Origin of the sequence: Parafrankia elaeagni, from assembly GCF_000374165.1 — a bacterium.
GTDB lineage: Bacteria > Actinomycetota > Actinomycetes > Frankiales > Frankiaceae > Parafrankia > Parafrankia elaeagni.
In genome coordinates, this window is record NZ_KB893783.1 from 125,344 (window position 1) to 138,820 (window position 13,477).

11 protein-coding genes are annotated in these 13,477 nt (G+C 73.0%); 8 read left to right on the forward strand and 3 right to left on the reverse strand.

Annotation, left to right across the window (positions count from 1 at the left end; genetic code table 11):
- Positions 1-49: 49 nt before the first annotated feature.
- On the reverse strand, positions 50-1,054 hold the full coding sequence (rfbB, locus tag B207_RS0129970) for a dTDP-glucose 4,6-dehydratase (RefSeq protein ID WP_018640388.1): 1,005 nt from the start codon (positions 1,052-1,054) through the stop codon (positions 50-52).
- A 246-nt stretch (positions 1,055-1,300) separates the two neighbouring features.
- On the opposite strand from rfbB, the gene B207_RS36340 reads away from it, so the two are divergent.
- From B207_RS36340 to B207_RS0129985, 3 genes are all read left to right on the forward strand, one after another.
- A complete protein-coding gene (locus B207_RS36340; protein WP_018640389.1) occupies positions 1,301-2,935 on the forward strand; it encodes a circularly permuted type 2 ATP-grasp protein in 1,635 nt (544 codons plus the stop codon).
- On the forward strand, positions 2,929-3,873 hold the full coding sequence (locus B207_RS0129980) for an alpha-E domain-containing protein (RefSeq protein WP_018640390.1): 945 nt from the start codon (positions 2,929-2,931) through the stop codon (positions 3,871-3,873). The genes B207_RS36340 and B207_RS0129980 overlap by 7 nt, the downstream gene beginning before the upstream one ends.
- Positions 3,874-3,961: 88 nt before the next feature.
- On the forward strand, positions 3,962-4,807 hold the full coding sequence (locus tag B207_RS0129985; protein ID WP_018640391.1) for a transglutaminase family protein: 846 nt from the start codon (positions 3,962-3,964) through the stop codon (positions 4,805-4,807).
- 125 nt (positions 4,808-4,932) lie between these two features.
- On the opposite strand, the gene B207_RS0129990 is transcribed toward B207_RS0129985, so the two are convergent.
- On the reverse strand, positions 4,933-5,493 hold the full coding sequence (locus B207_RS0129990; RefSeq protein ID WP_018640392.1) for a YceI family protein: 561 nt from the start codon (positions 5,491-5,493) through the stop codon (positions 4,933-4,935).
- Between the two features lie 209 nt (positions 5,494-5,702).
- Between B207_RS0129990 and B207_RS0129995 the strand changes: the two genes are divergently transcribed.
- Genes B207_RS0129995 through B207_RS0130010 form a run of 4 tightly spaced genes read left to right on the forward strand, consistent with a single transcriptional unit; the run spans position 5,703 to position 10,741 of the window.
- On the forward strand, positions 5,703-6,872 hold the full coding sequence (locus B207_RS0129995; RefSeq protein WP_018640393.1) for a ComEA family DNA-binding protein: 1,170 nt from the start codon (positions 5,703-5,705) through the stop codon (positions 6,870-6,872).
- Positions 6,872-9,349 (forward strand): ComEC/Rec2 family competence protein, encoded by a 2,478-nt coding sequence (locus tag B207_RS0130000; protein ID WP_018640394.1) that lies wholly within the window; start codon positions 6,872-6,874, stop codon positions 9,347-9,349. The genes B207_RS0129995 and B207_RS0130000 overlap by 1 nt, the downstream gene beginning before the upstream one ends.
- A 13-nt stretch (positions 9,350-9,362) precedes the next feature.
- On the forward strand, positions 9,363-10,391 hold the full coding sequence (holA, locus tag B207_RS0130005) for a DNA polymerase III subunit delta (RefSeq protein ID WP_230205317.1): 1,029 nt from the start codon (positions 9,363-9,365) through the stop codon (positions 10,389-10,391).
- Complete coding sequence (locus tag B207_RS0130010) at positions 10,388-10,741, forward strand: hypothetical protein (RefSeq protein WP_018640396.1); 354 nt, start codon at positions 10,388-10,390, stop codon at positions 10,739-10,741. The genes holA and B207_RS0130010 overlap by 4 nt, the downstream gene beginning before the upstream one ends.
- Positions 10,742-10,938: 197 nt before the next feature.
- On the opposite strand, the gene rpsT is transcribed toward B207_RS0130010, so the two are convergent.
- Positions 10,939-11,208: a 30S ribosomal protein S20 gene (gene rpsT, locus B207_RS0130015; protein ID WP_018640397.1), complete on the reverse strand. Its 270-nt coding sequence runs from the start codon at positions 11,206-11,208 to the stop codon at positions 10,939-10,941.
- 268 nt (positions 11,209-11,476) lie between these two features.
- On the opposite strand from rpsT, the gene lepA reads away from it, so the two are divergent.
- Positions 11,477-13,339 (forward strand): translation elongation factor 4, encoded by a 1,863-nt coding sequence (gene lepA, locus B207_RS0130020; protein WP_018640398.1) that lies wholly within the window; start codon positions 11,477-11,479, stop codon positions 13,337-13,339.
- Positions 13,340-13,477: the final 138 nt, after the last annotated feature.

Genomic DNA, 13,477 nt, shown 5'->3' on the forward strand with positions numbered 1-13,477 from the left:
GCGAGGCCAGGCGGGGGCGAGCCAGCCAAGGGCCCCGGGGCGGGTTTCCCTAGCCCTGCCAGGCGGTCTCCGAGACCGGCGAGCGCCCGAGCAGCGGCCGCCACCAGGCCTCGTTGTCGCGGTACCAGGCGATGGTCGCCTTCATGCCGTCCGCGAAGCTGATCCGCGGCTCCCAGCCCAGCGCCGTCCGCAGCTTGCCGGAGTCGAGCAGGTAGCGGCGGTCGTGCGAGGGCCGGTCGGGCACGATCGTCTTGAGCGACGCGGGCAGGCCCAGCTCGCCGAGGATCAGGTCCGCGATGGTCTCGATGTCGGCCTCGATGCCGCTGCCCACGTGGTAGGTCTCGCCGACCGTGCCCCGCTCCAGGACGGCCTCGATGGCCCGGCAGTGGTCGACGACGTGCAGCCATTCCCGCCGGTTCTTCGTCGACGCGTACAGCGGCAGCGACTCGCCCTGCAGCGCCCGGGTCACGAAGAGCGGGATGACCTTCTCCGGGAACTGGAACGGCCCGTAGTTGTTCGAGCAGTTGGTGATCGTGATCGGCAGGCCGTAGGTGTACCCGTAGGAGCGCACGGCGTGGTCCGAACCGGCCTTGGCGGCGTTGTAGGGCGTCCGCGGCAGGTAGGGCGAGTCCTCGGTGAAGGCGCCCGGGTCGTCGAGGGCCATGTCCCCGTAGACCTCGCAGGTGGAGATCTGGTGGAACCGGGCGACACCGACGGTGCGGGCCGCCTCCAGCAGGTTCTGGGTGCCCATGACGTTGGTGGAGAAGAAGTCGCCCGGGCGGATGATCGCCAGGCTGTTGTGAGACTCCGCGGCGAAGTTGACCACGATGTCGACGCGGTGCTCGCGCAGCAGGCCCTCGATGAGCTCGCGGTCGCGGATGTCGCCGTGGACGAACGTGATGCCGGTCTGGACGTCGGCGAGGTTCTCGCGGCAGCCCGCGTAGGTCAGCGCGTCGAGCGCGACCAGCCGGTCGCCGGGGTGCGTGCCCAGCCAGTACCGGACGAAGTTGGATCCGATGAATCCGGCGGCTCCGGTCACCAGCAGAGTCGTCATCGTTCGCCTTTCGGTGCGTCATACGGTGCGTCGTCGCATCGGTCGCCCCTACATACTCGCCTACGCGTGCGCGGTCCATGGGTGAGGGCGGCGAGTCGGCGTCCCCCGGTGTCGCCCGCTGTCGCCGGTGTCGCCGGTGTCGGCCGCCGTCGTTCCGCGGCGTTTGGGCGCGGGGCTGCTGGTGAGGTCCCCGCCTCCCACAGTGACGTCATGCGGAAGTAACACCGAGCCCCTACGCTCCAGCGCGTGGCCGACCTGTTCGAGGGGTATGCGGCGGAGGTCGCTGCGGCGGCCGCGTGGGACGAGGTCTTCGACCCGGCCCACCGCCCCCGGGATGTGTACTCCGCCCTCCATGACGCGCTCCAGCCGTTGAGCAGCGCCGATCTCGCCGCGCGCAAGGTGGCCCTGGACCGTGCCTTCCGGGACGCCGGGATCACCTTCAACCTGTTCGGCGAGGAGCGTCCGTTCCCGCTCGACCTGGTGCCGCGACTGCTCGACGGCGACGAGTGGAACGTCATCGAGCGCGGCGTCGTGCAGCGGGTGCGGGCGCTGGAGGCGTTCCTGGCGGACGTCTACGGGCGTGCCGACGTCCTCGCCGACGGCATCGTGCCGCGTCGGCTGGTGCTCTCGTGCTCCCACTTCCACCGCGCCGCGCACGGCATCGACCCGCCGAACGGGGTCCGGGCCCATGTCAGCGGCATCGACCTGGTGCGGGACGAGAACGGCGACTTCCGGGTGCTGGAGGACAACGTCCGCGTCCCGTCCGGGGTCAGCTATGTCGTCGAGAACCGGCGGGCGATGACCCGGGTCTTCCCCGAGCTGTTCGCGACCCACCGGGTACGGCCGGTCGGCGACTACGCGACCCACCTGCTGCACGCGCTGCGCTCGGCGGCGCCGCCCGAGGTGGCCGACCCCACGGTCGTCGTCCTGACCCCCGGCGTCTACAACTCCGCCTACTTCGAGCACGCGCTGCTCGCCCGCCAGATGGGCGTGGAGCTGGTGGAGGGCCGCGACCTGTCGGTCCGCAACAACCGGGTCACCATGCGTACCACCGAGGGTGAGCACCCGGTGCACGTGATCTACCGGCGTATCGACGACGAGTGGCTTGACCCGCTGCACTTCCGGCCGGAGTCGGTGGTCGGCTGCGCCGGGCTGCTCAACGTCGCCCGGGCCGGCAACGTGACGATCGCGAACGCCGTGGGCAACGGCGTGGCCGACGACAAGCTGATGTACACCTACGTCCCCGACCTCATCCGGTACTACCTCGGGGAGGAGCCGGTGCTGCGCAACATCGACACCTACCGGCTGGAGGACCCCGAGCAGCGCGCGCACGTCCTGGCCAACCTGGACAGCCTGGTCGTCAAACCGGTGGACGGATCGGGCGGCAAGGGAATCGTCATCGGCCCGCAGGCGACCGCGGCCGAGCTGGACGAGCTGCGTGCCCGTGTCCTCGCCGACCCGCGCGGCTGGATCGCCCAGCCGGTGGTCCGCCTCTCCACCTCCCCGACACTGGCCGGCGACCGGCTCGGCCCCCGCCACGTCGACCTGCGGCCCTTCGCGGTCAACGACGGCAACCGGATCTGGGTGCTGCCGGGCGGGCTCACCCGGGTCGCCCTGCCGCGTGGCAGCCTGGTCGTGAACTCCAGCCAGGGCGGCGGTTCCAAGGACACCTGGGTCCTCGCCCCCGACCTGCAGGAGCGGGAGGGCGCGACACCGTTCGGCCGCCGCTCCGGCCCCGCGCCGTCGGTCGCTCCCGGCCCCGATCTCGGCCCGCACTCCTCGGACGAGCAGCAGCAACAGCAGTCCGAGCAGCAGCAACAATCCCAGCAGCAGCAGCAGCAGCAGCAGCAGCAGTCCGGACGGGAGGCGGGCCGGTGCTGAGCCGCATCGCCGAGTCGCTGTTCTGGATCGGCCGCTACGCCGAGCGGGCCGAGAGCACCGCGCGGATCCTCGACGTCCATGTGCACCGGGTGCTTGAGGACCCCGCCCTGGACGAGACGTCCGCCGGCGCCGAGCTGCTCGCGGTGATGGGGGTCGTCGATCGCTCCGAGCCCGCGAACGCCCGGTACGTCACCGAGGTGCTCGCCTACGAGGCGACGAACTCGTCCAGTATCCGAGGGTCGCTCTCCGCCGCCCGCGAGAACGCGCGCGGTGCCCGTGTCGTGGTCTCCAGCGACGTCTGGGAGTGCCTGAACGCCACCTGGAACGAGCTCCCGCACACCGAGGAGCTCGCCCGCCGGATGGGCCCGCACGTCTACTTCCGCTACGTGCGGGAACGTACGGCGATGCTCGCCGGGCTGGTCGACGCCACCCTGGCGCGCGACGACGGCTGGCGGTTCCTGGTTCTCGGGCGCAGCCTCGAACGGGTCGACATGACCGCGCGGCTGCTGTCGTCCAGCATCAGCGACGACCCGAACTCCCAGAGCTGGGTCAGCCTGCTGCGCTCCTGCGGTGCGCACGAGGCGTACCTGCGGACCTACCGGCGGGCGGTGGACGCCGCCCGGGTCTCCGAGTTCCTGCTGCTGGACCGCCTGTTCCCTCGATCGGTCTACTGGTCGCTCGCACTCGCCGAGCAGATTCTCGCCGAGCTCGACTCCGGCCGGGGCCTGGCCCGCTCGACCGTGGACGACGCGGCCCGCCGCACCGTCGGCCGGGCGCGGACGGAGCTGGAGTTCCGCGGCATCGACGAGCTGGCCGCCCAGATGCCCGACCTGCTCGCGGCACTGCAGCGGACCTGCTCGGCGGTCAGTGCGGCCGTCACCGCCCGCTACTTCGCCCGGGAGAGCCCGCACACCTGGGCGAGCGAGGTGCCCGCCTGACCGCCACCGCCGGCGCCGTGACGACCGGCGCCGTGACGACCGGCGCCGTGACGACCGGCACCGGAAACGACGAGGAGGCAGGCGCACCATGAGCTGGCAGATCCGCATCGAGCACTCGACGGGCTACCGGTACGCCAGCCCGGTGGTCTCCTCCTACAACGAGGCGCGCATCATTCCGCAGACCGGGGAGTCACAGCTCACGCTGGAGGCCACGGTCCGCACCGAACCGGCCGCGTCGACCTACCGGTACTGGGACTACTGGGGGACCCAGGTCACCGCGTTCGACCTGCACACCCCGCACACCGAGCTGATCGTCACCGGGCGCTCGGTCGTGCAGACAGCGGCTGCCCCGCCACGGCCGGCGGACGTCCCGAGCTGGGAACAGCTCACCGACGACAGCCTCGCGGACCGTTTCGTCGAGTTCGTCAGGCCCACCGTCTCCACCCCGGAGCACCCGGAGCTGCGCGCGGCGGCGCTGGAACTCGCGGCGGCGAACAGCCCGGCCGACTTCCTCCCGGCGGTCGGCGACTGGGTGCGCGAGAAGCTGAGCTACCGGCCCGGGACGACCGAGGTGCGGACATCGGCCGTCGAGGCCTGGGAACAGGGCGTCGGGGTCTGCCAGGACTTCGCCCATCTGGCGCTCGTGCTGATGCGGGCCGCCGGCATGCCCGCCCGGTACGTCTCCGGCTACCTGCACCCGTCGGCGGACGCCGAGGTCGGCGAGACGGTCAGCGGGCAGAGCCATGCCTGGGTGGAGGGCTGGCTCGGCACCTGGCTGGGTTTCGACCCCACCAACGGGATCCAGACCGGGGAGCCGCACGTCGTCGTCGCCCGCGGCCGCGACTACGGCGACGTGCCACCCATGCTGGGCGTGTACTCGGGAGGCGCGTCGACCTCGCTCGGGGTCACCGTCGCCGTCACCCGGCTCGGCTGAGCAGGCCGGTCACCCGGGCTCGGCCCACCGCCGCGCGTGCCGAGGGCGGCGCGCCGTGCTCCGGAGCCAGCTCGGAGCACGGCACGCACCGTCGATCGGTGACGACGGTCCGGGCGTGGCCGCTGTCAGGCGGCCTTGATGGCCGAGACGTCCAACTCGATCTTGATCTTGTCGCTGATGAGCACGCCGCCGGTCTCGAGCACGGCGTTGAAGGAGATGCCGAAGTCCTTGCGGCTGATGCTCGTCGTCCCGGTGAAGCCGGCGCGGACGTTGCCGAACGGGTCCTTCGAGGAGCCCTCGAAGGTGATGGCGATCTCCACCGGGCGGGTCACGCCGCGGATGGTGAGATCCCCGGTCAGGACGTAGCTGTCGTCGCCGCTGGCCTTGGCGCCGGTGCTGGTGAAGGTGATGGTCGGGAACTGCGCGACGTCCAGCAGGTCGGGGGACTTCACGTGCGCGTCCCGGTCGGCCACGCCGCTGTCGAACGTCGTCGTGTCGAGGGTGACACTCGCGCTGGAGGCGGTCGGGTTCGCGCCGTCGAGCTCGAGGGTCCCCTGCACGCCGGTGAACTGCCCGCGCACCGTCGTGACCATCGCGTGACGGGCGGCGAAGCCGATGCGGGTGTGTGCGGGGTCGAGGGCCCAGGTACCGGTGAGCTCGGTCAGATCGCTGGCTGCAGCACTCATGGTGATCTCCTTCGAGGCCTGTTCAGGGATGTCCGGCGCCGGCCCGCCGTGGTGCCGGGGCGGCGGTCGGGTCCGACTGCCAGAGGTAGGTTACTTGCGCGGTCAACCAAACCTGCGGCCGGCTCATTCCCCGCTGTGGACGAGATTCGGTTGTCCACAGCGAGCCGCCGAGGCGTCCGTTCCGTCTCGGCGCTGCCTACGTTGCGTGCATGGACAGACGCCTGCCGCGGTCGGACCAGCAGCTCCCTCAGGCGAGCGATCCCACGACCGAACCCCTGGCGCGATCCTGGGCACAGCCGCCGCCGCACGAGCGTCCGGGCGGGCCCCGGATCCGGTACGGCGAGTTCGGCGACGTCGGGCCCGCGACCGGGCCCGGGCCCGCGACCGGGGCCGGGGCCGGGGCCGGGGCCGGCGGCAGGCCCGAAGGTTGGGCTGGCGCTGGCGCCTATGGAGGCGACGTCGGTGGCGGTGCCGACGAGCCTGACCAGATCGACGACTGGCTTGACGAGTTCGCCGGTGACACCGGTCGGATGCACCCCGACCCGGCCGACGGCCCGACCGGCTCCTCCCGGGGCCCCCGGCGGCCGCGGTGGCGCGTAGCCGATCGCCTTCCGCCCACGCTGCGTGACGCGGTCCTGGCGCCCACCGCGCGAGCCGCCCTGGTCCTCGTCCTGGTGGCTGTCCTGGCGGCGGCGGCAGCCGGCTGGATGGCCTGGCGCAACCGGCCGGTGTCCCTGGGTCCGCCGGTACCGGTTCGCTCCGGGGCCGAGGGCGTGCCCGGCACGGAATCCGTCAGCCCGCTCGGGGCAGCCCCGGGCACGCGGGCAACGGGGCCGCCCGAGGCGGCCGGCGCCGGGGGAGCGGCCGCCCCGGCCGTTCCGGGGGCGGGATCGGAACGAGCGGAGGCGACCGCCGGGAGCGAGGTCGTGGTCGACGTCGCCGGTCGCGTCGTGCGGCCCGGGGTGGTGCGGCTGCCCGCCGGTGCCAGAGTCGTCGACGCCCTCACCCGCGCCGGAGGTCCGCTGCCGGGCACCGACACGAGCGGGATAGCACTCGCCCGGATCCTCACCGACGGCGAACAGATCCTCGTCGACGGGCGGCCGGGCCCCGCCCCACCGCCCCCCGGGGCGGTTGCCGACCCCGGCCTCGGGGCCGCGGCGTCGGGAGGGACAGCAGGCGCCGGTGGGCAGCCGCTGGACCTCAACACCGCGACCGTCGCGCAGCTCGACGACCTGCCCGGCGTCGGCCCGGTACTCGCGCAGCGGATCATCGACTGGCGATCCGAGAACGGTCCGTTCACGTCGCCTGACCAGCTGGGTGAGGTGACCGGCGTCGGTGACCGCCGTCTGGCGGATCTCCTCCCGCTGGTGCGGGTCTGATGGTCGCTGCCGTGATGGAGGCCGGCCTCGGCCTGCCCGCCGATGAAAGGAGCGCCCGCCGCGGCCGCGCGGACCTTCGACTGGCTGTCCCGGCCGCCGTGTTCTGGGGCGCCGCGGCACTGGCCGGGCGCTGGGTTCCTGGCCCGGTGCTGCTGGGATGCGCCGGCGCCGCCCTCGTCTGCTGCGTGCCCGCGGTGCTCCTCGGCGCACAGCGCCGGCCGGCCGGGCACCTCGGGCTCGGCGGGCCCGGTCTGGCGGCCTGCGTCGCCCTCGCCTTCTTCGCCGCCGGCCTGCTCGTCGGAGGTCTCGCCGGTCGCGCCCGCACCACCGGCCCCCTCGCCGAGCTGGCGCGGGCCCAGCGGACGGTCGAGGCCACGGTCGTCCTTACCGGCGACCCGTCGCCCTCCCCACCGCGAGCCGGCGCAACCGGCCCGGCGCGCGGTGCGCCGCCGGCAACAGCCAGCGCGCGTCTGGAAGCGGTGACCAGTGCCGGCCGGAGACTGCGGAGCTCCGTTCCGGTGCTGCTGGTCGGTCCCTCGACGGACCTGGTGCGTTACCTGCCGGGCCAGCGGCTGAACGTCCGTGCGACGCTCGCGAGGCCCAGGCCGGGAGACACGATCTCCGCGGTCCTGTTCGCCCGGGCGCCGCCCCGGCCCCACGGACGGCCGCCCGCCGCCCAGCGCGTCGCCGGTTGGCTGCGGGCACGGCTGCACACGGCCGCGGCGGGGGTCCCGCAGCCCGCGGGTGGTCTGCTCCCGGCGCTCGTCGTCGGTGACACCTCGGAGCTCGACCCAGAGCTGAAGGACGACTTCCGCACCGCCGGGATGAGTCATCTGACAGCTGTCTCGGGAGCGAATCTCGCGATCGCCACCGGCGCGGTGCTGGTGGTGCTCGGGCGGACGCGGCTCGGTCCGCGGTCCCGGGCGCTCGCGGGTGCCGCCGCGCTGGCCGGGTTCGTGATTCTGGCGCGTCCGTCCGCGAGTGTCGTGCGGGCGGGGGCGATGGGGCTCGTCGGCCTTGCCGCGCTGGCGCTGGGCCGGCCGCGTGCGGTGCTGGCCGCGCTCGCCGGCGCCGTTCTCGCGGTCATCGCGGCGGACCCGACCTTCGCGCTGTCGGCGGGCTTCGCGCTGTCAGTGCTCGCCACCGCCGGCATGGTCGTGTGGGGGCCAGGGTGGGGCGAGGCCCTGGAACGGCGGGCCGGAGCCCGCTGGCCGGATGCCCCCCGGTGGTCGCGCACCGGCACCGTCCGGGTCGGCGAGGCCGTGGCCGTCGCGGCCGCCGCACAGTTCGCCTGCACGCCGGTCCTGGCCTGGCTCGGCGGCGGAGTCAGCCTGATCGCCATTCCCGCGAACGTGGCCGCCGCCCCGGCGGTGGCGCCGGCCACGGTGCTCGGCCTGTTCACGATGGGCCTGGCCGCGGTGCATCCGCCCGTCGCGGAGCCGGTCGCGCGCCTGGCGGCGCTGCCCTGTCGGTGGCTGGTCGTGGTCGCCGACCGGGCGGCCGGCCTTCCGGGCGCGACGGTCGGCTGGCCCGCGGGGCCCGTCGGCGCGGCCCTCGCTCTGGTCGCGGTCATGCTCACCGTCGCGATGGCGCGGCGGCCGGCGACCCGTCGGCTGCTCGCGGCCATCGTGGTGGGCCTCCTGCTCGCCCGCCTGTTCCTGCTGCCGCGTCTGGACGGCTGGCCGCCGCCCGGCTGGCGGCTGGTTGCCTGCGACGTGGGTCAGGGCGACGCGCTCGTCCTGCGGGCCGGGCCCGACTCCGCGGTCGTGGTCGATGTCGGCCCCGACCCGGAGCTGGTCGCGGCCTGCCTGAACAGCCTGGGGATCCGGCGGGTACCGGTGTTGATCCTCAGCCACCTGCACGCCGACCACGCGGGCGGTCTGACCGGCGTGCTGGGCCGGGTTCCGGTGGGGGAGGTGGTGGTGAGCCCTCTGCCCGAACCGGCGCAGCAGTGGGCCGCGGTCCGGCGCGGCGCGCAGGCGGCCGGGGTGCCGGTGCGGACCGTGCTCGCCGGCTCGGTCGGCTCGGTCGGGGATGTGCGTTGGCGGATGCTCGGGCCGGAACGGGTGCTGCGCGGGACGGAAAGTGACCCGAACAACGCCAGCCTCGTCCTGTTCGCCGAGGTCGCGGGCGTCACCATGCTGCTCACCGGCGACGCCGAGCTCCCCGAGCAGCGTCAGCTGGCACACCACGGCACGGTCGCGGTGGACGTGCTGAAGGTGGCGCACCACGGCGCCGAGGAGCAGACCGAAGACTTCCTCACCGCGACTGCGGCAGCGGTCGCCGTCATCAGCGTCGGAACGGGCAACACCTACGGCCACCCGGCGCCGGAAACCCTTGCGAGGCTGCGCGTGGCCGGCGTGATGGTGGCCCGCACCGACCTGCACGGGGCGGTGGCGGTCGTCCGCGCGGCGCCGGGCCAGCTTGCCGTGGTGGCACGCCGGCCCGGTGCGCGTGAGGCCAGGGCGCCGGCGTGACATGCTGATCCACGTGCCGTCCCCAGCCGCGCCGCCACCGCTCGTCGTCGTGAGCGGTGACGAGGACCTGCTGGTCGCGCGCGCCGTACGGGAGGTGCGCGACGCCGCCCGGGCCCGCGACCCCGAGGTCGAGATCGTCGACCGCGCGCCCGGTGAACTGACCGACGCCGACATGATCGACCTCGGTGCCAGCTCGATGTTCGGCGGCGGCAGGGTACTGGTCGTCCGCGGCGCGGCGGATCTTCCCGAGGATCTCCGAGACGCCTTGCTGGCCTACGTCGAGCATCCCCTCGACGACGTGGTCCTTGTCGTGGTCCACAGCGGCGTGGTGAAGAACCGCAAGCTGGTCGACGCGATGAAGAAAGCCGGCGGCCGGGTGATCTCCGCAGCCAGGATCACGCGCCCGCGGGACCGGCATGACTTCGCGGTCGCGGAGATCCGCCGGCTCGGCGGAAAGGCGACGGAGGACGCGGTCCGCGCGCTGCTCGATGCCGTGGGCGGTGACCTGCGGGAGATCGCGGCGGTCTGCGACCAGCTGGTCGCGGACACGGACGGCGTCATCGACGAGCCAGCGGTGGCGCGCTACCACCGCGGGCGGGCCGAGACCAGCGGTTTCGCCGTGGCGGACGCCGTCATCGCCGGTGATCTCGCCACCGCGCTGGCGCTGCTCCGCCAGGCCCTCGAGAGTGGGACGGCGCCGGTCCTTGTCACGAGTGCCATTGCCGGCGGTCTGCGCGACCTGGCGCGGGTCTCCTCCGTCGGCGGCGGGTCCAAGTGGGACATCGCGAAGGCCCTGGGCATGCCGGACTGGAAGGTCGAGCGGGCCCAGCGTTCGGCACGGGGCTGGTCCGACGCCGGACTGGCGCGGGCGATCCGGGCCGTCGCGGTCGCGGACGCGGGAGTCAAGGGCGCGGCCGTCAACGCCGGTTATGCGCTGGAGCGGCTGCTCCAGGAGGTCGCCGGGGCCCGGGGCCGGTCGTCGGGTGGCGCCCAGGGCAGCGACCGTGGCGAGTTCGCCGGCAGGGGAGGACGAGGGCGATGAGTGAATCCCCCGGCGGGCAGCACGGTGCTGCGGGGCCCGCGCGCGGAGAGCCTGGCGACGGCCAGCAGGGCGACCGCAGCGCCGGGGCCGGCCGGCCCCGCCCGGTGCACGATGACCAGATCCCGCCCGGTGGAGTCTTCGGCCTGCGGGTACTGCCGGCCGGGTGGATGCGCGGCGCCCTCGCCACGGTCACCGTGCTGGTGACTCTCGTGGTCGCGATGGGCGACCTGGCCAGTGCCTGGGTCCTGGTCGTGCTCCCGCTCGTGGTCGCGGCGCTCACGGCCTACGCCGAGGTCCTCGAACGCACGCTGGCGGCCCCGGTCGAGCGGGCGCCGGGGTCAGGGCACTGACGCCTGCCCCCTGCCACCCGCCCTGGACCCGCCGCTGCCGGGTGCTTCCGGGTTGATCCTGGCGACTCCCGAGCGGAAACACCCAGGATCCCGAGCGGAAAAACCCAGGACCGGAACTCCGTCGATCAGGAGTTCCGGTCCTGTTGGGATGTGCAGGGCCCTGGGCCCTGCCGCAGGGCGGTGGCCGCCCGATGCGGTCAGGAAGCGCCGATGCCCGCGTTCGCCTTCGCCATCGCGGACTTGCGGTTCGCGGCCTGGTTCGGGTGGATCACGCCCTTGCTGGCGGCCTTGTCCAGCTTCTTCGCGGCGATGCGGAACGCGCTCTCGGCGCGCTCGGCGTCGCCGGCGTCGACGGCGTCGCGGAAGCGGCGGACGTGCGTCTTCAGCTCGGACTTCACGGCCTTGTTGCGCAGCCGTCGCTTCTCGTTGGTGAGGTTGCGCTTGATCTGCGACTTGATGTTGGCCACGCGGGAGAACCTCTGGGTGTCGAGTCGGGATGGTTCGGGGGATGCGCCGTCCGCCCCGACCAGGGCCCACGGCGAAGCAGCACCGACATTATCAAACCAGCGCCCGCAGGCTGCGGGCGCCGGGCGTGGCCACGCGGGCGGGCCACCGTGTGCCTGGCACGATGGAGGCCTGGCACGATGGGAGGACGCGAGCCCGTACGTACGCACGTGGCGGCGACCGGCCCGAGTGCCCGACAGACCGACGAGCAGCGAAACGAGACCAGCCCGCGTGTCCGAAGCTCCGACCGAGGCAACCACCGTCGACCCGGCGTCGATCCGCAACTTCTGCATCATCGCCCACATCGACCACGGCAAGTCCACCCTCGCCGACCGCATGCTCGGTGTGACCGGTGTGGTCGAGGCCCGCAACATGCGCGCGCAGTACCTCGACCGGATGGACATCGAGCGCGAGCGCGGTATCACGATCAAGGCGCAGAACGTCCGGCTGCCCTGGAAGGCCGACGACGACCGCGACTACATCCTGCACCTCATCGACACCCCCGGACACGTGGACTTCACCTACGAGGTGAGCCGTTCGCTCGCGGCCTGCGAGGGTGCGGTCCTGCTGGTCGACGCCGCCCAGGGCATCGAGGCGCAGACGCTGGCCAACCTCTACCTCGCGATCGAGAACGACCTCACGATCATCCCGGTCCTGAACAAGATCGATCTCCCGGCGGCGCAGCCCGAGAAGGTCGCGGAGGAGATCGCGTCGATCATCGGTTGCGATCCGGGCGACGTCCTGAAGGTCTCCGGCAAGACCGGGCAGGGCGTACCGGAGCTGCTCAACGAGATCGTCCGCCGCATCCCGGCGCCGGGTGGCGACCCGGACGGCCCGCCGCGCGCCATGATCTTCGACAGCGTGTACGACATCTACCGCGGCGTGATCACCTACGTCCGCGTCGTCGACGGGACGCTGACGACCCGCGACCGCTGCCTGATGATGTCGACCGGTGCCAGCCACGAGACGCTGGAGGTCGGCGTCATCTCGCCGGACCCGCGGCCGACCGGGTCGCTGTCCGCGGGCGAGGTCGGCTACGTCATCCCCGGCGTGAAGGACGTCCGGCAGGCGCGCGTCGGGGACACGATCACCTCCGCGCGCAGGCCCGCGACCGAGATGCTCGGCGGGTACCGGGACCCGCGGCCGATGGTCTACTCGGGCCTGTACCCGCTGGACGGCAGCGAGTACCCGGCCCTGCGTGAGGCGCTGGACAAGCTGCAGCTCAACGATGCCGCACTCACCTTCGAGCCGGAGACGTCGGCGGCGCTGGGGTTCGGCTTCCGCTGCGGTTTCCTCGGCCTGCTGCACCTGGAGATCGTCCGGGAGCGGCTGGAGCGGGAGTTCGACCTCACGCTCATCTCCACCGCGCCGAACGTGGTCTACCGGGTTGTCATGGAGGACACCTCGGAGGTCACGGTGACGAATCCGAGCGACTGGCCAGGCGGCAAGATCGCCGAGGTGTACGAGCCGGTGGTGGACGCGATGCTCCTGCTGCCGACCGACTTCGTCGGTGCGGTGATGGAGCTGTGCCAGGGGCGTCGCGGGGTACTCAGGGGCATGGACTACATCTCCACGGACCGGGTCGAGCTGAAGTACACGCTCCCCCTCGGGGAGATCATCTTCGACTTCTTCGACGCCCTGAAATCGCGTACCCGCGGATACGCCAGCCTCGACTACGACCCCGCGGGGGAGCAGGCAGCGGACCTCGTCAAGGTGGACATCCTCCTGCAGGGCGAGGCGGTCGACGCGTTCTCGGCGATCGTGCACCGGGAGAAGGCCTACAGCTACGGCGTCGCCATGACCTCGAAACTGCGCGAACTGATTCCCCGCCAGCAGTTCGAGGTGCCGATCCAGGCGGCGATCGGCAGCCGGATCATCGCGCGCGAGAACATCCGGGCCATCCGCAAGGACGTGCTCGCCAAGTGCTACGGCGGTGACATCAGCCGGAAGCGGAAGCTGCTGGAGAAGCAGAAGGAGGGCAAGAAGCGGATGAAGACCATCGGGCGGGTCGAGGTCCCGCAGGAGGCCTTCATCGCGGCGCTGTCGACGACGGAGAGCCCGAAGACGCCGGCGCCCAAGACCGGCGGCCGCTGAGGCCGGAACCCACGGCGGGCCCGTTTCGTGGGCGCGCCGGCCGGGCAGCGCCTGGCCGGCCGGCGCGCCCACGGCACACCGGTCCGGACCTGGGGCAGCTTCCTGCGGCCTGGCCGGGCCGGCGTCCACACCGGGGGA

What these genes read in the sequence shown, in the direction of transcription:
- rfbB (WP_018640388.1), bottom strand. Translation starts at nt 1,054, where the DNA reads ATGACGACTCTGCTGGTGACCGGAGCCGCCGGATTCATCGGATCCAAC.
- B207_RS0129985 (WP_018640391.1), top strand. Translation starts at nt 3,962, where the DNA reads ATGAGCTGGCAGATCCGCATCGAGCACTCGACGGGCTACCGGTACGCC.
- B207_RS0129990 (WP_018640392.1), bottom strand. Translation starts at nt 5,493, where the DNA reads ATGAGTGCTGCAGCCAGCGATCTGACCGAGCTCACCGGTACCTGGGCC.
- B207_RS0129995 (WP_018640393.1), top strand. Translation starts at nt 5,703, where the DNA reads ATGGACAGACGCCTGCCGCGGTCGGACCAGCAGCTCCCTCAGGCGAGC.
- B207_RS0130000 (WP_018640394.1), top strand. Translation starts at nt 6,872, where the DNA reads ATGGTCGCTGCCGTGATGGAGGCCGGCCTCGGCCTGCCCGCCGATGAA.
- B207_RS0130010 (WP_018640396.1), top strand. Translation starts at nt 10,388, where the DNA reads ATGAGTGAATCCCCCGGCGGGCAGCACGGTGCTGCGGGGCCCGCGCGC.